The 20423-nt window shown below is 72.2% G+C and carries 19 protein-coding genes; 5 read left to right on the forward strand and 14 right to left on the reverse strand.

From position 1 onward, the window contains the following. Nucleotides 1-4: 4 nt before the first annotated feature. The 14 genes from QSK32_RS34120 to QSK32_RS34185 form a co-directional block, all read right to left on the reverse strand. Nucleotides 5-2668, reverse strand: a complete 2664-nt coding sequence (locus QSK32_RS34120; RefSeq protein WP_285474188.1) for an FtsX-like permease family protein — start codon at nucleotides 2666-2668, stop codon at nucleotides 5-7. Further along, the gene (locus tag QSK32_RS34125; RefSeq protein WP_285474189.1) at nucleotides 2665-3387 is read right to left on the reverse strand and encodes an ABC transporter ATP-binding protein; all 723 of its coding nucleotides are present in this window, start codon (nucleotides 3385-3387) and stop codon (nucleotides 2665-2667) included. The genes QSK32_RS34120 and QSK32_RS34125 overlap by 4 nt, the downstream gene beginning before the upstream one ends. Beyond that, nucleotides 3384-3953 (reverse strand): PadR family transcriptional regulator, encoded by a 570-nt coding sequence (locus QSK32_RS34130; protein ID WP_285474190.1) that lies wholly within the window; start codon nucleotides 3951-3953, stop codon nucleotides 3384-3386. Before QSK32_RS34130 ends, QSK32_RS34125 begins: the two co-directional genes overlap by 4 nt. A 56-nt stretch (nucleotides 3954-4009) precedes the next feature. Further along, nucleotides 4010-5224, reverse strand: coding sequence for a fumarylacetoacetase (gene fahA, locus QSK32_RS34135; RefSeq protein WP_285474191.1), 1215 nt, complete (start codon nucleotides 5222-5224; stop codon nucleotides 4010-4012). Beyond that, nucleotides 5221-5997: a hypothetical protein gene (locus QSK32_RS34140; RefSeq protein ID WP_285474192.1), complete on the reverse strand. Its 777-nt coding sequence runs from the start codon at nucleotides 5995-5997 to the stop codon at nucleotides 5221-5223. The genes fahA and QSK32_RS34140 overlap by 4 nt, the downstream gene beginning before the upstream one ends. Before the next feature lie 15 nt (nucleotides 5998-6012). After that, nucleotides 6013-7218: a 4-hydroxyphenylpyruvate dioxygenase gene (gene hppD / locus QSK32_RS34145; RefSeq protein ID WP_285474193.1), complete on the reverse strand. Its 1206-nt coding sequence runs from the start codon at nucleotides 7216-7218 to the stop codon at nucleotides 6013-6015. A gap of 153 nt (nucleotides 7219-7371) precedes the next feature. Then, nucleotides 7372-8373 (reverse strand): LLM class flavin-dependent oxidoreductase, encoded by a 1002-nt coding sequence (locus tag QSK32_RS34150; RefSeq protein WP_045741977.1) that lies wholly within the window; start codon nucleotides 8371-8373, stop codon nucleotides 7372-7374. Between the two features lie 20 nt (nucleotides 8374-8393). Continuing rightward, a complete protein-coding gene (locus tag QSK32_RS34155; protein ID WP_045741911.1) occupies nucleotides 8394-8684 on the reverse strand; it encodes an ArsR/SmtB family transcription factor in 291 nt (96 codons plus the stop codon). Nucleotides 8685-8799: 115 nt separating this feature from the next. Further along, nucleotides 8800-8973: a hypothetical protein gene (locus QSK32_RS34160; protein ID WP_285474194.1), complete on the reverse strand. Its 174-nt coding sequence runs from the start codon at nucleotides 8971-8973 to the stop codon at nucleotides 8800-8802. Between the two features lie 37 nt (nucleotides 8974-9010). Beyond that, nucleotides 9011-9259, reverse strand: a complete 249-nt coding sequence (locus QSK32_RS34165) for a class I SAM-dependent methyltransferase (RefSeq protein WP_285474195.1) — start codon at nucleotides 9257-9259, stop codon at nucleotides 9011-9013. A gap of 171 nt (nucleotides 9260-9430) precedes the next feature. Continuing rightward, nucleotides 9431-11068 (reverse strand): ABC transporter permease, encoded by a 1638-nt coding sequence (locus QSK32_RS34170; protein ID WP_285474196.1) that lies wholly within the window; start codon nucleotides 11066-11068, stop codon nucleotides 9431-9433. Beyond that, complete coding sequence (locus tag QSK32_RS34175) at nucleotides 11065-11958, reverse strand: ABC transporter ATP-binding protein (RefSeq protein WP_285474197.1); 894 nt, start codon at nucleotides 11956-11958, stop codon at nucleotides 11065-11067. The genes QSK32_RS34170 and QSK32_RS34175 overlap by 4 nt, the downstream gene beginning before the upstream one ends. Nucleotides 11959-12072: 114 nt before the next feature. Then, nucleotides 12073-13383 carry a Na+/H+ antiporter NhaA gene (gene nhaA, locus QSK32_RS34180; RefSeq protein WP_285474198.1) on the reverse strand — a complete coding sequence of 437 codons (1311 nt, stop codon included), beginning with the start codon at nucleotides 13381-13383 and terminating at the stop codon, nucleotides 12073-12075. Nucleotides 13384-13505: 122 nt separating this feature from the next. Continuing rightward, nucleotides 13506-14786: a glycosyltransferase gene (locus QSK32_RS34185; protein ID WP_285474199.1), complete on the reverse strand. Its 1281-nt coding sequence runs from the start codon at nucleotides 14784-14786 to the stop codon at nucleotides 13506-13508. A gap of 202 nt (nucleotides 14787-14988) precedes the next feature. Here QSK32_RS34185 and QSK32_RS34190 point away from each other — a divergent pair, with 202 nt between their 5' ends. From QSK32_RS34190 to QSK32_RS34210, 5 genes are all read left to right on the forward strand, one after another. Continuing rightward, nucleotides 14989-15312 (forward strand): hypothetical protein, encoded by a 324-nt coding sequence (locus QSK32_RS34190; RefSeq protein WP_285474200.1) that lies wholly within the window; start codon nucleotides 14989-14991, stop codon nucleotides 15310-15312. A gap of 174 nt (nucleotides 15313-15486) precedes the next feature. Continuing rightward, on the forward strand, nucleotides 15487-16338 hold the full coding sequence (locus tag QSK32_RS34195; RefSeq protein WP_285474201.1) for a helix-turn-helix domain-containing protein: 852 nt from the start codon (nucleotides 15487-15489) through the stop codon (nucleotides 16336-16338). Between the two features lie 76 nt (nucleotides 16339-16414). Next, nucleotides 16415-17248, forward strand: a complete 834-nt coding sequence (locus QSK32_RS34200; protein WP_285474202.1) for an ABC transporter ATP-binding protein — start codon at nucleotides 16415-16417, stop codon at nucleotides 17246-17248. Beyond that, nucleotides 17245-18303: an ABC transporter substrate-binding protein gene (locus QSK32_RS34205; protein ID WP_285474203.1), complete on the forward strand. Its 1059-nt coding sequence runs from the start codon at nucleotides 17245-17247 to the stop codon at nucleotides 18301-18303. The genes QSK32_RS34200 and QSK32_RS34205 overlap by 4 nt, the downstream gene beginning before the upstream one ends. Beyond that, the gene (locus QSK32_RS34210) at nucleotides 18300-20387 is read left to right on the forward strand and encodes an iron ABC transporter permease (RefSeq protein ID WP_285474204.1); all 2088 of its coding nucleotides are present in this window, start codon (nucleotides 18300-18302) and stop codon (nucleotides 20385-20387) included. Before QSK32_RS34205 ends, QSK32_RS34210 begins: the two co-directional genes overlap by 4 nt. Nucleotides 20388-20423: the final 36 nt, after the last annotated feature.

Below are 20423 nucleotides of genomic sequence, written 5' to 3' on the forward strand. Positions count from 1 at the left end.
CGGCTCAGGACGGGCGCCGCCGTTCGATCGGCAGCCGCGACCGGGTCAGCAGGCCCGCGCCGGCCATCGCCACCAGCGGGACGACCGCCACGATCAGCAGGTTGAGCCAGGGCACGGTCAGCGGGTACGGCGTCGGCTGCGGCCACTGCGCCGCCCGGCTCAGGTTCGTGGCCGCCAGCACCGCGAACCCCGAGCCGATCCCGGCGACCACCCCGAGCGCCGACCCGAGACCGGCGATCACCCCGGACTGGCTCAACGACAGCATCCGGCGTACGCCCGGCGCGGCCCCCACCGCCGCGAGGGTGGTCAGGTCCGCGCGGCCGTCGGCGGCGGCCAGTCCGGTGGCGACCGCGGCGGCACCCAGGGTGATCAGTGCGGAGGCCGCTGCCAGCAGGTACAGCAACGGTTCGCTGTCGTCGGCCGGGCCGCGTTCCACATAGGAGGTACGGCTGCCCGCGTCGGTCAGGGCGGCGTCCAGCCGGTCGATCACCGCGACGTCCGGGGCCTCGTCGCCGGCGGCCACCATCCCGGTCACCGCGGTCGCGAACCCGGCCCGGCGGACGGCACCCTCGGAGATGATGTCCGTGCCCGCCCCCGGCATCAGGTAACCGGGCACCACGATCTCCCGGTTCGTGTCCGGCGGGGCGAACACCCCCAGGGTGACCTCGCCGTCGACGATCGCGAACGGGTCGGCGACGATCGCCCCGCCCCGGTCCAGGACGGCCATCGCCGCCTCCAGTTCGGCGCCGGACGCCCCGGTCAGGGCGACCACGCTGTCCCGGTCGCCGACCGCCCGGATGAACAGCGGGTTGATGTGCGTCCGGCTCAGGTGGCTGTCGGCGCAGCGCGGGTCGGCGGCGAGTGCGTCGACCTCGGCCCGGGTGCCCGGCGGGTGCTCCTCGCCGGGGCAGACGTTGGCGTCCGGCCGGCCCGCGTAGAGGTGGCAACTGGTCGAGGTGCGGTCCTGCGGGCAGACCGGCTCTCGGATCTCGGTCACCGTCGCGCCGGGCGCCGCCTCGGTGAGGGCGGCGCGTACCTTCGCCGGGGTGTCGTCGCGGTAGACGTCGAAGCCGAGCCCGAAGGCCACCCCGATGTGCCCGGCGGGCAGCGAGGCCGTGTAGTTCTCCCGCTCCCGGGCGTCGGTGCCGGCCAGGTAGACGCCGATCGCGACGGTTCCGGCGACGGCGGCCATCACCGCGGAGATCGCCGGGGCGGACGCGGCCCGGTTGCGGGCGGTGTCGCGCAGGGCGATCCGGGGCGCCGGCGGCAGGACCGCGCCGAACCGGGCGATCACCCCGAGCAGGGTGGGGGTGCACAGCACCAGGCCGATCTGGGCGACCGCCAGCCCACCGGCGATCACCGGCGGCTGCGCGACGTTCGCGCCCCCGGTGGCGACGGCGGCGCCCACCGCGACCAGCAGCAGGCCGGCGGCCGGCCAGCGGCGGCGGGTCCGCAGCACTCCCCGGCGCCCGGCCAGCGCCGGGACCACGTCGGCGCGGGCCGCGGCGACCGCCGGCACGGCCGCCGCCAGCAGACCGGTGACCACGGCGAACACCACGATGCCGGCGAGCAGCGGAGGGTTGAACCGGTAGCCGCCGGCCCGGGCCCCGGCGAACTGTTCGGCGAACGGGCGGGTGACCACGGCCAGCAGCACCGCCAGGATCAGACCGGTCGCGGCCCCGGCCAGGCCGAGCAGCACACCGTCGGCGAGGACCATCCGGCGCAGGTGGGCCCGGGTGCCGCCGTTCGCGGCGACCAGGGCCAGCGACCGTTGCCGCCGTCGCGCGCCGACGGCGAACGCCGGCCCGGCGAGCAGCACGATCTCCAGGATGGCCAGGCCGACGACCACCGGGACCAGGGAGAAGGTCTCCTCCTCGTCCGCCGCCAGGGGGACCTCGGCGGCGTCCGGCGGGTCGAGGAGCACGGCCCGCGAGGTCACCGCCAGGCCGGCCTGGTTCAGGGCGCGGACGTCGGCCCAGACGACCGGCTCGGGGGTGTCCACCAGCCAGTCCTGCGGTGCCGCGGCGCCGGGCAGCCCGCCGGGGGCGAAGACCAGCTTCTCCCCCAGGTCGCCGGGGAACTCGACGGTGCCGACGACGGTCCACGTCCGGTCGCCGTCGACGTCCTGGATCGTGTCGCCGAACCGTTCCCGCGCGGCCGGTGACATGGCCACCTCGTCGGGGGCCGCCGGGGCGCGGCCGTCGAGCAGCGTCACCAGGCCGGCGTGGATCGGGTCGGTCAGGTCCATCGCGGTGGCGTCGGCCGCGGCGAGGCCCCCGGTCGCGGTCCGCAGGTCCGGGGTGGCCGCCGAGGACGGCACGACGCGGCTGCCGGGCGGCAGCTGGGCCAGGATCTCGTCCTCGCCCGGCGCGGTCCCGCCCTCGTGGACGCCGTCCTGCGCGGGCCGCCACCGGTCGCCGGTGACGTCCTGCAGGATCGGGCCGGGCGGGTGCGCCTGGATCCGGGCGTCCGCCGCGCCGAGGATCCGGGTGGCGCGTTCGGCGGGAGTCGGGGTGAACATGTCATAGGTGGCGGCCGCGTACCCGAGTCCGCAGACCGGCACCGCGATCATCGCGACGACCAGGGCGGACCGTCCCCGGGCCCGGACGATCTCGCGCCGGGCGACCCGCAGGGCGGTACGCCAGGAACCCGCGAACGGCGTCCTCACGAGTGGTGCTCCAGCAGGTCCTCGGCCGCGGCGAGCGGTCCCGAGGTGTCCACCACCCGGCCGTCCCGCAGGAAGATCACCCGGTCGGCCCAGCCGGCGTGCCGGGCCTCGTGGGTGACGAGCAGGCCGGCCGCGCCCGCGTCCACCCGGTCGCGCAGCACCCGCAGGACGGTCTCGCCGGTCTCCGAGTCCAGCGCGCCGGTCGGTTCGTCGGCCAGCACCAGCCGGCGGTGGCCGACCAGGGCGCGGGCGATGGCGACGCGCTGCTGCTGGCCGCCGGACATCTGGTCGGGGAAGCGCCCGGCCAGTTCGCCGAGGCCGAGGTCGCCGAGGGCGGCGAACGCGGCCCGGCGGGCGGCCCGGACGCCGGTGCCGTCGAGTTCCAGCGGCAGGGCCACGTTCTCCGCGGCGGTGAGGCTGGGCAGCAGGTTGAAGTCCTGGAAGACGTAGCCGGCGGTGCGGCGGCGCACCGCGGCGAGACGGCGGTGCGACAGGCTGTCGAGGGCGACGCCGTCGACCAGCACCTCGCCACCGTCCGGCAGGTCCAGGCCACCGGCCAGGTTGAGCAGGGTGGACTTGCCGGACCCGGAGGGCCCCATCACCGCGACCAGTTCGCCGGGGCGGACCCGCAGGGTCACGCCGCGCAGGGCGTGCACGGCGGCCGGGCCGGTGCCGTGGGTGCGGTGCACGTCGCGGAACTCGAGGACGGCGTCGCTCATCGGTGCGCCCCCTCCCGGTCCGGAGCGGGAGCGGTGGCAGATGCCGGTGCCGGTGCCGGGCGGCGGCGCAGCAGGGCGGTCTCGCAGTGGTCCAGCCAGCGGATCTCCGCCTCGCACTGGAAGATCATCGACTCCAGGACCAGGGCCCAGGACAGGTCGTCCGGACCGGTCCGGGTCTTCAGCCGGGTGTACTCCTGCAGCGCTCGCATCCCGGCGGTCCGCTGCCCCTGCACCACCGCGGCCACGTCCACCCCCGGCGTGGTCATCGCCAGTGCCAGCTTGATCGCCAGCTCGTCGCGGGGCCGGTCGCTGCGCTCCAGCGGGGTGGCGAACCACCGGTTCAGTTCGGCCCGGCCGCCGTCGGTGATCGTGTACGGCCGCTGGCCCTCGTTCTCCGGCAGCGCCGCCACGAGTTCGTCGCGTTCCAGCCGGGACAGCGTGGTGTAGACCTGTCCGATGTTGAGCGACCAGGTGCCGCCGACGCTCGTCTCGAACGCGGCGCGCAACTGGTAGCCGTGCATCGGCCCGCGTTCCAGCAACGCGAGCAGGCCATGGCGAATCGACATGGATACGGAGTATGCATACCCGGTATCCATGTTGCAAGATCAGCCGCCGGGACGCCTCAGTCCACGGCCGCCCGGATCCGGCCGCGGACCTCGCCGAACCCGATGGTGGCACCGCCCGGACCGGGAGCGGTCGCGGTGATCACCACCTCGTCACCGTCCTCGAGGAACGTGCGGGTGGAGCCGTCCGGCAGCTTGAGCGGCTCCTGCCCGCCCCAGGACAGTTCGATCAGCGAACCCCGCTGCTCGGGCCGCTCACCGCTGACGGTGCCGGAGGCGAACAGGTCACCGGTGCGCAGCGACGCGCCGTTGGCGGTCAGGTGGGCGAGCATCTGCGCGCCGGTCCAGTACATGCCGGCGAACTCCGGGTGCGACACCGGGTGCCCGTTGAGGCTGATCTCCAGGTGGATGTCGAAGCCCCAGGGCGGGCTCGCGGTGTCGTCGAGGTACGGCAGCAGCGGTACGGCACGTTCCGGCGGGCGGACCCGGGCGGCGCCGAGGGCGGCGAGCGGGACGACCCACGGGGAGATCGAGGTGGCGAACGACTTGCCGAGGAACGGGCCGAGCGGCACGTACTCCCAGGCCTGGATGTCGCGGGCGGACCAGTCGTTGACCAGGCACACACCCAGCACGTGCTGATCAAATTCGGCCATGGACACCGGTTGGCCGAGGGGCGAGCCGGGGCCGACGACGAACCCGAGCTCGGCCTCGATGTCGAGGCGCTGCGCCGGCCCGAAGCTGATCACGCCGTCCGGGGAGCGCCGCTGACCGTGCGGCCGGGTCACCTCGGTGCCGGAGACCACCACCGTGCCGGCCCGGCCGTGGTACCCGATCGGCAGGTGCCGCCAGTTCGGGGTGAGCGGCTCCTGTCCGGGACGGAACATCCGGCCCAGGTTGGTCGCGTGGTGCTCGGAGGCGTAGAAGTCGACGTAGTCGGCGACCGTGAACGGCAGGTGCATCCGGGCCTGCGCGGCCGGCACCAGGTGCGGGCCGAGGACGCCGCGCCAGGCCGGGTCGGTGAGCCAGCCGGTCACCGTGGCGCGCAGCGACGCCCACTGCGCCGGACCGGCCGCCAACAGCGCATCCAGGGACGGTCCGGCGACCACGGCGACGAGATCGGGGGCCAGTTGCCGGGTGGCCGCGGTCAGGTCCAGGATCCGGTCGCCGATCGCGACGCCGGTCCGGGGACGGGGGTCGTCCGGGGTGCCGAACACCCCGTAGGGCAGGGTGGCGATGCCGAACGGGTGGTCGGCGCGGACGTCGGTCCAGGTCACCGTGGGTCCTCCAGAAGTCCGTATCGGATCAGGCCGTCGACCGGCTCGGTGATGCTGCACGTGCCGAAACCGGTGAAGTGCCGGCGCACGGCGGCGGCGGTGCCGGCGCCGATCCGGGAGACCGCGGTCGCCACCCGGGCGCCGTCGGCGTCGGCGAGGGCCTGTGCGGCGTCGTGGCCCTGCAGCGCGCGGGCCACGGCCAGGATGACATTGAGGAAGCCGTGATGTTCAAAACCGGTCACCGGGTCGCGGTGCCGGATCGGGTCGTGCAGGCCTGCGGTCAACTTGAAACCGATGTCCGCCCGGACCGCCGCGACGATCGCCGCCGCGAGCGAGGACACCGGCGGGAACGCCTCCGCGCGTACCCCACCGGTTCTGATCTTCAGACGCACGCCCGCGTCACGCAGGGCCGCGAGACGCGGCACGCTGATCTCCCCCACCGGCATTTCGTGGTACGCGTGACAGGGCGTCCCGTGGTGCTCCGGCACGAGGGCGCCGGCCGGGGCCTCTACCGCGGCCACCTCGATCCCGGCCGCCGACGGGATCCGCTCCCCCGGTTCCCGCAGGATGAGGCTGACCCGCAGCGGCGGTCCGGCACCGGCCGCGGCGACCAGCTCGTCCCAGCGGGCGGCCGGGCAGACGAACGGGCCGAGCAACGGTGCGAGCGGTGACGCCGCCCGCTCGCGGTGCGCCGCGACCGCCGCCGGCAGCGGCACGTCACCCGGCGGGAAGATCGCAGCGTCGTCGAACAGCTGGTGGAACAGCGGGTTCACCGGTTCCCTCCCCCGCTAGAAGTTGCCCCGCTTCTCCTGCTCGCGCTCGATCGCCTCGAACAGCGCCTTGAAGTTTCCCTTGCCGAAGCCGAGCGAACCGTGCCGTTCGATCAGTTCGAAGAAGACGGTCGGCCGGTCCCCGGTCGGCTTGGTGAAGATCTGCAGCAGGTAGCCGTCCTCGTCCCGGTCGACCAGGATGCCGCGCTTCTGAAGTTCGGCGATCGGCACCCGCACGTTGCCGATCCGCGCCCGCAGCTCCGGGTCCTCGTAGTAGGAGTCCGGGGTGGCCAGGAACTCGACGCCCTCGTCGCGCAGCACGTCGACCGACCGCAGGATGTCGTTGGTGGCCAGGGCCAGATGCTGGGCGCCCGGCCCGCCGTAGAACTCCAGATATTCGTCGATCTGCGACTTCTTACGCCCCGGGGCCGGCTCGTTGAGCGGGAACTTCACCCGGTGGTTGCCGGACGCGACGACCTTGGACATCAGCGCCGAGTAGTCGGTGGCGATGTCGTCGCCGATGAACTCGGCCATGTTCGTGAACCCGAGCACCCGGTTGTAGAAGTCGACCCACTCGTCCATCCGGCCCAGCTCCACGTTGCCGACCACGTGGTCCAGCGCCTGGAAGATCCGCTTCGGGGCGCCCGGGCGGCGGCGCAGCGTGGACGTCCGCACGACGTATCCGGGCAGGTACGGCCCGGTGTAGCGGTCCCGGTTGACCAGCGTGTGCCGGGTCTCGCCGTACGCCGCCAGCGCCGCGATCCGGACCGTGCCGTGCTCGTCGGTCTCGTCGTGCGGCTCCACCAGCACGGTGGCACCCTGCGCGCGGGCGTGCGCCACGCACCGGTCGACGTCCGGCACCTCCAGGGCGATGTCGGCGATGCCGTCCCCGTGCCGGGCGTGGTGGGCGATCAGCGGGCTGTCCGGGGCCACCGCGCCGTTGATCACGAAGCGGATCGCGCCGCTCTTCAGCACGTACGAGAGGTGGTCCCGGTTGCCGGTCTCCGGGCCCGCGTAGGCGATCAGTTCCATGCCGTACGCGGACTGGAAGTAGTGCGCCGTCTGGGTGGCGTTGCCGACCGTCCACACGATCGCGTCCCAGCCGGTGACCGGGAACGGGTCGCGGTCCGAGTCGTACTCGACCAGGCCGACGAGTTGCTTGAGAGTGGCGAGATCCAGCTCGGCGAGCCGCTCGGTGTCGGTGAGGGTGTCGTGCACGGACATGGCGCTGCCACTCCCTTCAACGGTGGACGCTGATACCTCGCAGCATTCGGCACCGGGAGTGAGCTGCACAACAAGCCCAGTTTTCACCGGGCAGATTGTGCAGCTCGTCCGCTCATCCGCGCATGGCGGTGTACAGATCGACCAGTCGGGACGTCAGGCGGTGACCGGCACCTCCATCGCCGCGCCGGTCAGCGCGATCGACCGGATCCGGTCCTGCACCGACTGCGCGTGATGCGCCGTGATCAGTTCGTCGGCACCGCACGACTCGGCGAAATCGGTCAGGTAGTCGCGGACCTGCTCCGGCGTGCCGACCGCCGTGTACCGGGTCATCGCGGCCAGGCTCTGCCCGTTCGGCGAGGCCAGGAACGCGTCGATCTCGGCGTCGGTGTAGGCCGGCCCGTTCGCGCCGCGGGAGATGAACGCCCGGGTCCGCGCCCGGTACGACGCCGTCTTCTGCGCCTCCGCCTCCTCGTGGGTGTCGGCGGCGACCACGTTCACGCCGGCGATCACGTACGGCTCGGCGAGCTGCGCCGACGGCTGGAACGTGCGGCGGTACACCTGGACCGCCTGGTGCAGCAGGTCCGGTGCGAAGTGCGAGGCGAACGCGTACGGCAGGCCCAGCTTCGCGGCGAGCTGCGCACCGAACATCGACGACCCGAGGATGTAGAGCGGCACCGGACGGCCCGCCCGCGGAACCGCCTGCACGCCCGGGATCACCGACTCGCCGGCCAGGTAGCCCTGCAGCTCGACGACGTCCTGCGGGAACGACTCCGCCGACGAGTGGTCCCGGCGCAGCGCCCGCATCGTCACCTGGTCGCTGCCCGGCGCCCGGCCCAGCCCGAGATCGATCCGGCCCGGGAACAGCGTCTCCAGCGTGCCGAACTGCTCGGCGATCACCAGCGGCGAGTGGTTCGGCAGCATGATGCCGCCGGCGCCGAGCGTGATCGACGAGGTGTGCGCCGCCACGTACCCGATCACGACGCTGGTCGCCGACGACGCGATGGAGGTCATGTTGTGGTGCTCGGCGTACCAGACCCGCTGGTAACCGGCGCGCTCGGCGGCCTGCGCGAGGGAGACGCTGGCGTCGAGGCTCTCACGGGCGGTCTGCCCGGCGGCGATCGGCGCCAGGTCGAGCAGGGAGAGAACGGGGGACATCGGGGTGCCGCCTTCCGGGTTCACAGAGCGTGCTGCAGGTGTTCGACGAAAGCGCGGATGCGGTCCTCGTCGCGGCGGTAGTAGTTCCACTGCCCGCGCCGGGTGGCCTGCAGGAAACCGGCCCGCTGCAGGATCGCCAGGTGCGCCGAGACGGTCGAGGCGGAACAGCCGACCCGCTGCTGGATCAGCCCCACGCAGACGCCCGCTTCCTCCCCGGCCTCGATCCCGGGGAAGTGCGCGGCCGGGTCCTTCAGCCACTCCAGAATCGCCAGGCGCGTCTCGTTCGACAGCGCCTTGCACTCCTCCAGCACCCCGGCCCACCGCCTTTCGTCATTTCGCTTAATAACGAAATTAGGCTACGCGTCGCAGCGCCGCCACCGAAACTCGGCCTCGACCAGTATCGACACCGCCGGCTCTTCTACGCCCCTAGGCGGGAGCGGCGTCGGCCGGACGATCGGCATAGACGAATCGTTCGATCGGCGACACGGTCAGGTCACGGCTGAGAGAGCGCAGGTAGCGGTCGGTGTATTCGGCGGGCCCGACCTGTTCGCGTTCGGTCCATCCGAACTCGCGCAGCAGTGCAGGAGTGTCGTCGGGCATGAGCCCGAAGTGCCAGACCCGGCGCCTGGTGACGAATTCATGCCTGGCGGGTGCGGCACAGCACACTGGCCCAGAGACCGTCGGCTTTGCTGTCGGTGGCCTTCACGAGCAGTCGGCGAACCGGTTCCCACCGGCAGGCGGAGACGATCATGCGTTGCCCGGCGGGCAGCAGGCGTGCGGCGTCCGGGTCGTCGAACAACCGCTGATGTGCGGGCAGGTGTTGCTCGCACGCGGCTATCACCATCGGGCCGAAGGCGGTCTGCGCTACGGCCGGTGCTTTCGTCATCGTCTACTCCTTGACGGCGCGAGGCCGCTGGTAGGGGTACGGGTGGTTGCCGAAAAGCCGCTCGCCGGACGGTAGGCGCCTCGCCCTCTTCGGCAGCCGACCGCTCAGCGGGGCGTGGTGTGCCGGCGGCCGGTCCGAGCCGATGATCGGCGGCCCGGCCTGCTGTCGGGGTCAGGAGTGCAGGTCCCGGTGGCGGTACCCGGCCATGCCGGCGACGGCCAGTGCGACCGCGACGGCAATCATGATCGTCGTCGCCGTCACGTTCGGTCCGGTCAGCGGGACCGGCGCCAGGTGGGCGAAGGGTGAAAGGTCGCGGCCCCACGCCGGTGCGGCGATGCTTTCGGCGGTGACCAGGAGCAGGAAGCCGCCGACTGTGGGGAGGCCACTGAGCAGTCCGGTCAGTCGTGGTGCCCAGCCAACCGCGAAGACGGCCACGCCGAGGCTGAGCAGCACGATCGGCAAGACGTTCCAGGCGCCGTGCAGGGCGGCGGACAGGGTGAGGTCACCGCCCATGGCGGTGACTCCGGCCCAGGTGAGCAGCCCGGCACCAGTGACCAGCAGTGCTGCGGCTGTTGCGGTGACGGCGATCTCGGCGCCGAGCAGCCGTATGCGGGTGACGGGCCGGCTGGCGAGCAGGGCCAGCCGGCGGTCGGTCTCGGCGGCCAGGAACGCGGTCATCCGGATGGTGGTGAAACCGGCGACGGGCATGGCGAGGATCGCGAACAGGGTCGCTGCGAACCCGGGGATGCTGCCCAGCCCCGTGAACCCGGCCTGAGCGGCCTCGCCGGCCAGAGCGGGATTCTCGCGCAGGAAGCCGGTGACCGACACCGCGGTCAGACCGATCAGCAGGTAGTAGGCGCCGATGCCGATCATCCAGCCGGTCAGCGGCCGCACCGACCGGCGTACGGCAAAAGCCTCCACGCTCGTCAGCAGCCGCGTCCGTGGCGGCCGTCCGTCCGCCGCGGACAGCAGGCCGCCCTGCACGTCGCGGCGCCCGGCCACGGCCAGTGCCGCGAGGGTGATCAGGACGGTGGCCGCGGTCAACAGCAGCAACGGCAGCACGCGGTCGTGAACGTACGGGGCGCTGAGGGTGAGCAGCCCGAAAGGTGAGAACCAGTGCAGCCAGCCCAGTGCGGTGACGCCGTCGCCGATCATGCGGCCCAGCAGACCGGCCCCGAGGACCGCGACGGCCGTGCCGGTCGCCGGTGGGCGGGCGGGGAAGACCTGTGCGGTCAGTACGGCGACCGCGGTGAAGAACATGCCGAGCAGGCCGGTGCCGGCGCCGTGGATGATCGCCCCGGCCGGCGGGGTGCCGGCGGTGAGCAGGACAGCCGTGATGGTGGCCGCGGTGGCCGCCGAGACCACCATCACGGCGGCCAGGTGGCGGATCAGGGTGTCGCGCAGCCGCAGGCGGCCGGACAGCAGCACGTCCCACCGGCCGGCGTCCTCCTCGCCGCGGGTGATCCGGGTGGTGGTCATGATCGACCAGACGCCCAGTGCGATCGCGATGACGGCGCCGACCCGCCACACCGTGAACCCGCCGGCGGTGTCCAGACCGACCGGGGCGCCGAACAGCGTACGGATCGCCGGGTTCGCGGCCAGCGCCTGCAGGCCGCCGGCCGCCGCCGGGTCGGCCATCACCTGCGCGTAGTTGGCGACCACCAGCGCGGTCCCGGCCGTGGTGAGGCCGACGACGAGCAGCGCGCCGCGCCGGATCTGCCGGACCGCCAGCCGGGTCACCGCCCGGCCCGGCGCGGGTGTGGCGGGCAGGCTGATCGTGGTCGAGGGCGGGAGTGCGTCGAGGCTCATCGGGCCACCTGCTGCCCGTAGTAGTCGAGGAAGATCTCTTCCAGACTCGGTTCCCGTACGGCCAGAGCGGTGACCTCCGCGACGGCGAGTGCTCGCAACGCCGGAGCCGGTGGCCCGGTCATCGTGAACCGCACCCGCCCCTGCCCGGCGGCCTCGACCCCGGCGACCCCGGCGATCGAGGTCAGGTCGGGTGCGGTGCCGGTGAAGGTGATCGTCACCTCCGAGCGGTGCAGACCCCGCAACTCGCTGATAGAAGACACCGCGACCAGGCGGCCGGCACGCAGAATGCCGACCCGGTCGCAGACTGCCTCCACCTCGGCCAGCTGGTGGGAGCTCAGGAACACGGTCTGCCCACGGTCACGGGCCTGCCGGACCGCGGCACGGAACTGCTGTTCCATCAGTGGGTCCAGGCCGCTGGTCGGCTCGTCGAGCACCAGCAGCGGCGCGCGGGTGGCGAACGCGGCGATCAGCGCGACCTTCTGCCGGTTACCCGTCGAGTACGTGCGGGCCGGTTTCGACGGATCGAGGGCGAACCGTTCGACGAGCTCGTCGCGGTAGGCGGTGTCGGTGCCGGGACCGGTGCGGGCCTGCAGGTGCAGGATCTCGGCACCGGTCAGCTGCGGCCACAACGCCACATCGGCCGGCACGTACGCCAGATGCCGGTGGGCGCGGGCCACGTCGGCCGCGTCGACACCGAACACTTCGGCACGGCCGGCGCTCGGGCGGGCAAGGCCCAGCAGCAGGCGGATAGTGGTGGACTTGCCGGCGCCGTTGGGGCCGAGGAACCCGAACACCTCCCCCGGCTGGACGTCGAGGTCCAAGGTGTCGAGGGCGGTGAGGCGGCCGTAGCGTTTCGTCAGCTGGACAGCTCGCAGCGCGGGATCGGTCATCGCAGAGTGCCTTTCGGTCGGGGCGTGGAGCTATGACCGCCGACCAGACTTCCCGGCACACCTATCGCTCACCGTACGCCTGTCCCGCACCGCACGGGAAGGTCTGCCCGCCGGTCAGCGCCGCACGGGGTCGTCATCCCAGACGTCGGGGATCCCGTCGGCGTCGGCGTCGACCGCCTCGGCCGCGCACAGCTGCCGATAGTGGCGGTTGCGGGCGCGCAGCACCACCATGGCCAGCAACGCCGAGACCAAGGACCCGGCCAGGATGCCGATGCGGGCGTGTTCGTCCTTCTCGCTGCCGACACCGAACGCGAGCTCGCCGATCAGCAGTGACACGGTGAACCCGATCCCCCCGAGCAGTGCCAGTCCGAGAACGTCCCACCAGCTCACCCCCTCACCGAGGGTGGCGCGGGTGAAGCGTTGCACCAGCCACGTCGAGCCGAGAACGCCGACGCATTTGCCGACCACCAGACCGAGCACGATGCCGATCGTGACCGGGTCGCGCAGCGTCTCTCCGAGTCCTCCGGCCCCGGCGACGGACACCCCGGCGGCGAAGAACGCGAAGACCGGTACCGCGAACCCGGCTGACACGGGCCGCCACCGGTGCTCGAAATGCTCCGCCAGACCGTGCCCGTCCCCGGGAATGCGGCGGATCACCGGGACCATGAAGCCGAGCAACACTCCGGCGACCGTGGCGTGGACACCGGAGGCGTGCACCAGCGCCCAGGTCGCCGCCGCGAGGGGCAGCAGCAGCCACCACGAGCGGACCCGGCGCTGCACCAGGAAAGCGAAGAGCCCCAGCGGGATCAGGGCCGCGGCCAGGGGCAGCAGGCTCAGCGAGCTGGTGTAGAACACCGCGATGATCAGAATGGCGAGCAGGTCGTCGACCACCGCGAGCGTGAGCAGGAACGTGCGCAACGCAGCCGGCAGGTGCGTGGAGATGACCGCGAGGACGGCCAGCGCGAACGCGATGTCGGTGGCGGTCGGCACCGCCCATCCCCGCAACGACCCGCCCGACATACCCGCGTTGACCCCGACGTAGATAAGCGCAGGCACGGCCATGCCACCGACCGCCGCGGCGACCGGCAGTACCGCTCGGCGCGGGTCACGCAGGTCACCCGCCACGAACTCACGTTTCAGCTCGAGACCGGCGACGAAGAAGAAGATCGCCAGCAACCCGTCCGCGGCCCACTGCGCCAACGTCAGATCCAGGTGCAGCGCGTGTGGGCCGACCTTGAACGCGACCAGGTCCTGATACCCCGATGACCACGGCGAGTTCGCCCACACCAGCGCCAGGACCGCGGCGGCCAGTAGCAGCGCTCCACCGGCTGTCTCGGTGCGCAGGATATCGCCGATCCGGCTGACCTCCGGCCAGCTACCCCGGCCGAACAGATGACGATGCTGATGAGGCGGCGGAGCTGACACAGGACATCCTCCGGAAAAGGGAACGGCGAACACATCGCCGACCAGACTTCCCGGCACACCTGAGCCGAACCTATCGTGCCGGACCGCTCACGGCAGCGACTGACCTCACTCCGGCCAGGGGTTTATCGACGCTCGGCCACCGCTCTTTCCAGAAGGTCGACAGCGACGGCCACACCGTTCTCGGCCCGGACCCGTTCCCCCAGCCGACGTGCGGCGCCGATCATGTCGGGATCACCGACCGCGCGGCGGATCGCCGCGGCCAGCGTGGTAACGGTCAGGCTGCGCTGAGCGATCGGTTCCGGAGCCACACCGAGTTGATGCATCCGCCGACCCCAGAACGGCTGATCAGCGACGAACGGGCACACCACCTGCGGGACACCTGCACGGACCGCCGCTGCCGTCGTACCCGCACCGCCGTGATGCACCACCGCCGCCACTTGTGGGAACAGCGTCTCATGCGGGACCTCGCCGGTGAGGAACACATCCGGCGGTGACGGTACCTCACTCAACCCGCCCCAGCCGGCGGCAAGTATGCCGCGCACTCCGGCCATCCGCAACGCCGCCACGACCTCCCGGGTCACGGCCGCCGGGTCCGGCCCGGCCATACTGCCGAATCCGACGAAGACCAGCGGGTCACCCCCGTCCGCGGTTGCCGGCCGCACGGGCAGCGTCTCCGTGACGGTGGTCCGGCGGTCGGCGAACCAGTAACCGGTGACTTGCGCTGACACCGGCCAGTCAGCGGGACGTGGCACCACCTGCGGGCTCACCGCATGCAACACCAGTGACCGTCCACCGCCGGAAGTCCGCAGTGGATCATGCCTGCCCCGCCGCCGGGGCAGGCCCAGCCCGGCACGCCACCGATCGACTGTACGGCCGAACATCAGCGCCGGCGCCTTCATCCCGGCATAGCTCGCCCGGTTCGCCGCAGTCGGCAGCCACGACGGCAGCTGCTGTCCCGGCCACGCGAACTCCCGCGTCGGCACGTACAGCGGTATCGGCAGGGCCAGGACCGCCGGCACACCCAGCTTCTCGGCGACATGCCGGCCCGTCATGATCTGACCGTTGTGCACGATCAGGTCAGCGTCGGCACCCGGCCCCGTTGACGCAATCTGCCAGCAGTCCTCGAAGACCCGGGCGAACATCGCCGGCATCCGGCGCATCAGCGCCGCCTTCGCCCGCAGCCCGCCCGCGGCCACCTCACCCACGGTGGCGCTGGTGTCAAGCACTCGCAGCGGGCCGTCATCCATGCCGGCGAACGCCACACCGTGCTCGGTGATCAGATCGGCGAAGCGCTCCGGGGCCCCCAGCACCACGTCGTGACGGCGTCTGTGCAACTCCTGGGCGAGAGCGATGTACGGCTGTACGTCACCACGCGTGCCCATCGTCAGAATCAGAACCTTCACCGCGAGCCTCCCGCCGCCGACACGTCATCACGCGCCGACCAGGCTTCCCGGCTCACCACCGACGAGCGTACGCCCCGCCAGTGCGCACCGACACCATCAGCTCTACGGGGAGCAGGACGGATGATCAACCATTGCCCGGCCACGCAGACAGGCCGACGGGAGGATCGAGAGACGCATCGTCGTGCCCGGGCAACAGCGCCGCTTGCGGACCGTCGCGGTGGCCGGCAGCACGCCTGCTCCCGATGCGAACATCCACGACAACCGGCCCGAGGCTTGCGATCCTCAGCGAGACGACCGGCTGGTCAGCGAATTCGCCGGGATGCTGCGCCAACTCCAGGGCCAGCACCTGGACACCTGGACCGCCCAGGCCAAGCAGAGCGCCATCGCGCACCTGGCCAGCTTCGCCGTCGGCCTGATCAAGGACTATCGGAGACGGAACCGCGCACCAGCCAATCACGGCGATCTCCGTGACCCGCTGCCGGTAACGCACAATTTCCAAACCCTGGCATGTGCCCGCAACGCCTGACGACAGCACCCAATCCGTCCGTGTGCCGAACGTGAGCACACCCGGAACGGTGTGAGGCGCCACGTCAGTCGCGGATCCTGACAGAGTGCGACAGTTCCATCCGCTCGGCACGGGTCCGTCACATCGACCCGCTGCCCGCGGAGGCGCGGGGTGGCGCCGCATAGGCTCGTCGGCATGGAGACGCCGCGGCATGATGATCTCGGCCTGGGCACCTGGCGCCGCGATCCCGGCACGGTGGTGCTTCAGGGCGCGGCGACGCCGCTCCGGGATCCGGGCTCGCTGGCGATCGTGGCCGAGTCGTGGGCGCATGTCGTGCCGACGGAGTGGTCGCCGCACGTGCATCTCATGCATGAGCTGGTGTGGGTCCGCGGTGGAACACTGACCTCCCGGATCGGGAACCGGATCTTCACGGTGCCACCGGGATTCGGCATGTGGATGCCGGCCGGGATGGTGCATGGGGGCAGGGTGACGTACGCCGCGGAGTTTCATGACGCCTTCTTCGTCCCCGAGCGAACGCCGGTCGTGTTCGACGGGCCGACGACGATAATCATCACCCCATTACTGGAGTCTCTTCTGTTGCGACTGGGACGCTCAGATCTCGGTGACGATGAGCGAGCCCGGACCGAGGCGGTCGTGTTCGACGTGCTGGAGGCCGCGGACCGGCAGTTCGCGCTGGACCTGCCCGGCGACCGGCGGATCGACGCGATCGCCGAGGCGCTGCTGCGGGACCCGTCTGACGACCGCAGCCTGGCGGAGTGGGCCGCGCACCTGAAAGTGAGCGACCGCACCATCACCCGGGCGTTCCGGGAGGCGACCGGGCTGTCGTTCGCGCAGTGGCGGCAGGCGTTGCGCATCCACGAGGCACTGGCGCTGCTGTCCGCGGGCGCCGAGGTCCAGGAGGTGTCCGAGCTACTCGGTTACTCGCAGCCGAGCACGTTCATCGCCGCGTTCCGCCGGGTGATGAAGGTGACGCCGGGACTGCTGACCAAGGCGTCGCTGTCCGGAATCCCGTATCAGGTGTCCTGAGCGCGGGATTGTCGACAATTTGATCTTGAATTACTCTCCGTTAGGCAAGGCAATCCTTACCTGACGGAGCCGATCCATGTCCTCACCCGCGGTCCTGACCGGCGACCAGCTCGTGCTCCGCTACGGCGCCACGACCGTCGTCCACGGCGTCTCGGCGGTGCTGACACCCGGGCATGTGACGGCGCTGGTCGGCCCGAACGGCAGCGGGAAGTCCACCCTGCTGCGCGCCCTCGCCCGGCTGCACCGCGTCTACGCCGGCGACGTGCTCCTGGACGGCAAACCCGTGTCGGCGCTCACCGTGCGTCAGTTCGCCCGCGAGGTGACGCTCTTCACCCAGTCCCGGCAGGCCCCGCCCGGGCTCACGGTCAGCGAGGTCGTCGCTTTCGGACGGCACCCGCACCGGCGCCGGTTCGCCGGCCCCGCGCCGGCCGACCAGGCCGCGATCGAGCACGCGATGCGGGTCACCGGCGTCCAGGACAAGGCCGGGCGCCCGATCGGTGAACTCTCCGGCGGCGAGGCGCAACGCGTCTGGCTGGCCGCCTGCCTGGCCCAGGACACCGGCGTCGTGCTGCTCGACGAGCCGACCAACCACCTGGACCTGCGCTACCAGATCGAGACCCTCGACCTGGTCCGCGACCTCGCCGACGACCACGGCGTCGCCGTCGGCATCGTGCTGCACGACCTCGACCACGCCGCCCGGGTCGCCGACACCCTGCTGCTCCTGCGCGCCGGGCGCATCCACGCCGCGGGCGACCCCCGGGAGGTGCTCACCGCCGAGCACCTCACCGAGGTCTACGGCCTGCGCGTCGAGGTCGGCACCGACCCGCACACCGGACGCCTGCGCATCGACCCCATCGGGCGGCATCCCGCCCGGAACCTCCAAGTCACCGTGAAAGAGACGACCGCATGATCCCTGTCAATAGACTCGCCGCCGGCACCGCGACACTCGCCGTGTTCGCCATGACCCTCACCGGTTGCGGCACCACGAACGTCGACGAGGCCACCAGCGCCCCGTCCGCGCCCGCATCACAGACCTGCGCCGACGACACCACGACCACCGCGACCGGCCCGGTGTCGATGACCGACGGCGTCGGCCGCAAGGTCGAACTCGCCAAGCCCGCCGAGCGGGTCGCCGTCCTGGAGTGGCAGCAGACCGAGGACCTGCTCACCCTCTGCGTCAGCCCGGTCGCGGTCGCCAGCCCCGACGGCTACACCCAGTACGTCACCGCGGAGAAGCTGCCCGAGGGCGTCGCCAGCGCCGGCGAGCGTGGTGAGCCCGACCTCGACGCCCTGTACGCGACGAACCCCGACCTGATCGTCATGGAGGTCTACAAGGCCGACGACGAACTGCTGGCCAAGCTGGAGAAGCGTGGCGTCCCCGTGCTGGCCACCATCGGCGCCGACGCGAGTGGGCAGATCGACAACATGAAGAAGGTCTTCTCCATGATCGGTACGGCCACCGGCCGCACCGAACGCGCGGACCTGGTCCTGAAGGACTTCGACGCGCACTTCGCGGCGGCCAAGCAGAAGCTCGCCGCGGCGAACGTACCCGCCACGAAGTTCCTGTTCTTCGACGGGTGGATCGAGGGCGGCAACGTGGTCATCCGGCCCTACGGCAAGGGTGCCCTGTTCACCGAGATCGGCGAGCAGCTCGGCATGACCTCGGCCTGGACCGACGAGATCAACTCGACGTACGGCAGCGGCGGCGTCGACGCCTCCTACGGTCTCGCCCAGACCGACATCGAGGGCCTCACCGCCGTCGGCGACGCGACCCTGTTCTACGCCAACGACGGCACCGCCGAGAACTACGTCACCGAGCTGGCCAAGAGCCCGATCTGGAACGCCCTGCCCGCGGTGAAGGAAGGCCGCGCGCACACCTTCCCGAACAGTGTCTGGGGCGCCGGCGGCCCGAAGTCGAACGAGCAGGCGATCGACGCCTACGTCGACATCCTGACCTCGAAGTGAGCGACACCCCCGCGCCGCGGCCGTTACCCGCAGTCGGGTTCGGCCGCGGCGCGAGCGGGGCGGCCGTCCTCGTCGCCCTGCTCGTCCTGGTCCTCACGGTCGGACTGTGGCACCTGACGCAGGGCACCTCGGGGGCCGGCTTCGGGGATCTGCTGCGCTACGCCCTCGGCGCGCGGGAGACCGTCGGCGGCGTACCGGTCGGTGACGTGTTCACCGGCTCCCGCCTGCCCCGCCTGCTGGCCGGTGTCGCGGTCGGCGTGGCGCTCGGCACCGCCGGGGCCCTGCTCCAGTCGGTCACCCGGAACCCTCTCGCCGCCCCGGACACCCTGGCCGTCACCGCCGGTTCCTACTTCGCGTTGTGCGCGGTCGCCGCGTTCGGGATCACGATCCCGCTGGTGGCCTCGGGAGCGGTGGCCTTCACCGGTGGCCTGCTCGCCGCCGGCCTCGTGCTCGGCCTGGCCGGCGCCGGCGCGGGCGCCGCCACGACCCGGCTGATCCTGGCCGGTTCGGCGGTCGCGATGGCCCTCGACGCGGCCGCCGCGATGCTGCTGATCCTGTTCCGGGAGGGCACCACCGGCCTGTACGCGTGGGGCAGCGGCTCCCTGGCCCAACTCAACCTGGACGCCGCCACCCGGGCCGCCCCGGTCGTCGTCGCCGTCCTCGCCGTCGCCGTCCTGCTGGCCCGGCGCCTCGACGTCCTCGGGCTGGGCGACGACGCGGCCGCCTCCCTCGGCGTCCCGGTCCGCGCCACCCGGATCGTGGCGGTGCTCTGCGCCGTCCTGCTGACCAGCATCTCGGTGACCCTGGCCGGGCCGCTGGCCTTCGTCGGCCTGGCCGCGCCCGTCGCGGTACGCCTGGCCGCCGTCCGCATCGGCGTCCTGAGCCGCCACGGTTTCCTGATCCCGGCCTGCGGTCTCGCCGGAGCGTTCCTGGTGCTGCTCGCCGACGTGACCCTGCGCGCGATCATGGGTGCCCAGGCCGCCGCGTCGATCCCGACCGGCATCCCGACGTCGCTGCTGGGCGCCGTGGTCATCGTGATCCTCGCGCTCCGGCTGCGCGACCGGGGTTCGGCGCCACGCGCTCACGTGCCGGTCCGCTCGTACCCCCGCTTCGTGATCGTCATGATCGTCGCCGTCGTCCTGCTGGCCGCCACCGTGCTCGCCGGCCTGCTGGCCGGCAGCCTGTGGCTGCGCACCGGCGACCTCACCCTCTGGCTGCAGGGCACCGCCCCGGACCTGATCGCCCGGGCTCTCGACGACCGCGCCCCGCGGGTCGCCGCCGCGGTCACCGCCGGTGCGGCCCTCGCCCTCGCCGGAACCGTCGTGCAGGGCACCGTCCGCAACCCGCTGGCCGAACCCGGCATCCTCGGCATCACCGCCGGAGCCGGGCTCGGCGCCGTCATCGTGGTGACCTCCGGCCTGCCCGGCGGCCGCACCACCCTGATCGCGGCCGCCGTACTCACCGGCCTCGCCACCTTCGCCCTGATCACCGTGCTCGCCTGGCGCGGCGGCTTCCTCCCCGACCGTTTCCTGCTCATCGGCATCGGCTGCGGCTACGCCCTCAGCAGCGTCAGCACGTTCCTGCTGCTGCGCGCCGATCCGTACGACACGCCCCGGATCTTCACCTGGCTGTCCGGCACCACCTACGGCCGTACGTTCACCGACGTGCTCCCGGTCGCCGTCGTGCTCCTGCTGGCGACCCCGCTGGTTCTCGGCCTCCGCCGCCAGCTGGATCTCCTGTCGATCGACGAGGACACCCCACAGATCTTCGGGGTACGCCGTGAGCACACCCGGCTGGTCCTCCTGGCGATCGCGGCCACCGCGGCGGCCGTCAGCGTCATCGCCGTCGGGGTGGTCGGCTTCGTCGGCCTGGTCGCCCCGCACCTGGCACGAGCGCTGGTCGGCGTCCGCCACGCCCGCATCATCCCGGTCGCGATGCTGCTCGGTGCCCTGCTCGTGGGGGTGGCGGACACGCTCGGGCGCACCGTGATCGCGCCGTCGCAGGTCCCTGCGGGGCTGATGATGGCGTTGCTCGGAGCCCCGTACTTCGTCTGGCTGCTGCACCGCTCCCGCAGCACCGCGTAAAGGACACCCGCCGCCCGGGGATCGCGTGCACCACCA

Source organism: Actinoplanes sp. NBRC 101535 (genome assembly GCF_030269225.1).
In the GTDB taxonomy this organism is placed as follows: domain Bacteria; phylum Actinomycetota; class Actinomycetes; order Mycobacteriales; family Micromonosporaceae; genus Actinoplanes; species Actinoplanes rectilineatus.

Bases quoted from the DNA above. Each gene is read 5' to 3' on its own strand.
- QSK32_RS34125 (WP_285474189.1), bottom strand. From the start codon at position 3,387: ATGAGCGACGCCGTCCTCGAGTTCCGCGACGTGCACCGCACCCACGGC.
- hppD (WP_285474193.1), bottom strand. From the start codon at position 7,218: ATGTCCGTGCACGACACCCTCACCGACACCGAGCGGCTCGCCGAGCTG.
- QSK32_RS34130 (WP_285474190.1), bottom strand. From the start codon at position 3,953: ATGTCGATTCGCCATGGCCTGCTCGCGTTGCTGGAACGCGGGCCGATG.
- QSK32_RS34195 (WP_285474201.1), top strand. From the start codon at position 15,487: ATGGAGACGCCGCGGCATGATGATCTCGGCCTGGGCACCTGGCGCCGC.
- QSK32_RS34175 (WP_285474197.1), bottom strand. From the start codon at position 11,958: ATGACCGATCCCGCGCTGCGAGCTGTCCAGCTGACGAAACGCTACGGC.
- QSK32_RS34150 (WP_045741977.1), bottom strand. From the start codon at position 8,373: ATGTCCCCCGTTCTCTCCCTGCTCGACCTGGCGCCGATCGCCGCCGGG.
- QSK32_RS34200 (WP_285474202.1), top strand. From the start codon at position 16,415: ATGTCCTCACCCGCGGTCCTGACCGGCGACCAGCTCGTGCTCCGCTAC.
- QSK32_RS34170 (WP_285474196.1), bottom strand. From the start codon at position 11,068: ATGAGCCTCGACGCACTCCCGCCCTCGACCACGATCAGCCTGCCCGCC.
- QSK32_RS34205 (WP_285474203.1), top strand. From the start codon at position 17,245: ATGATCCCTGTCAATAGACTCGCCGCCGGCACCGCGACACTCGCCGTG.
- QSK32_RS34165 (WP_285474195.1), bottom strand. From the start codon at position 9,259: ATGACGAAAGCACCGGCCGTAGCGCAGACCGCCTTCGGCCCGATGGTG.
- QSK32_RS34160 (WP_285474194.1), bottom strand. From the start codon at position 8,973: ATGCCCGACGACACTCCTGCACTGCTGCGCGAGTTCGGATGGACCGAA.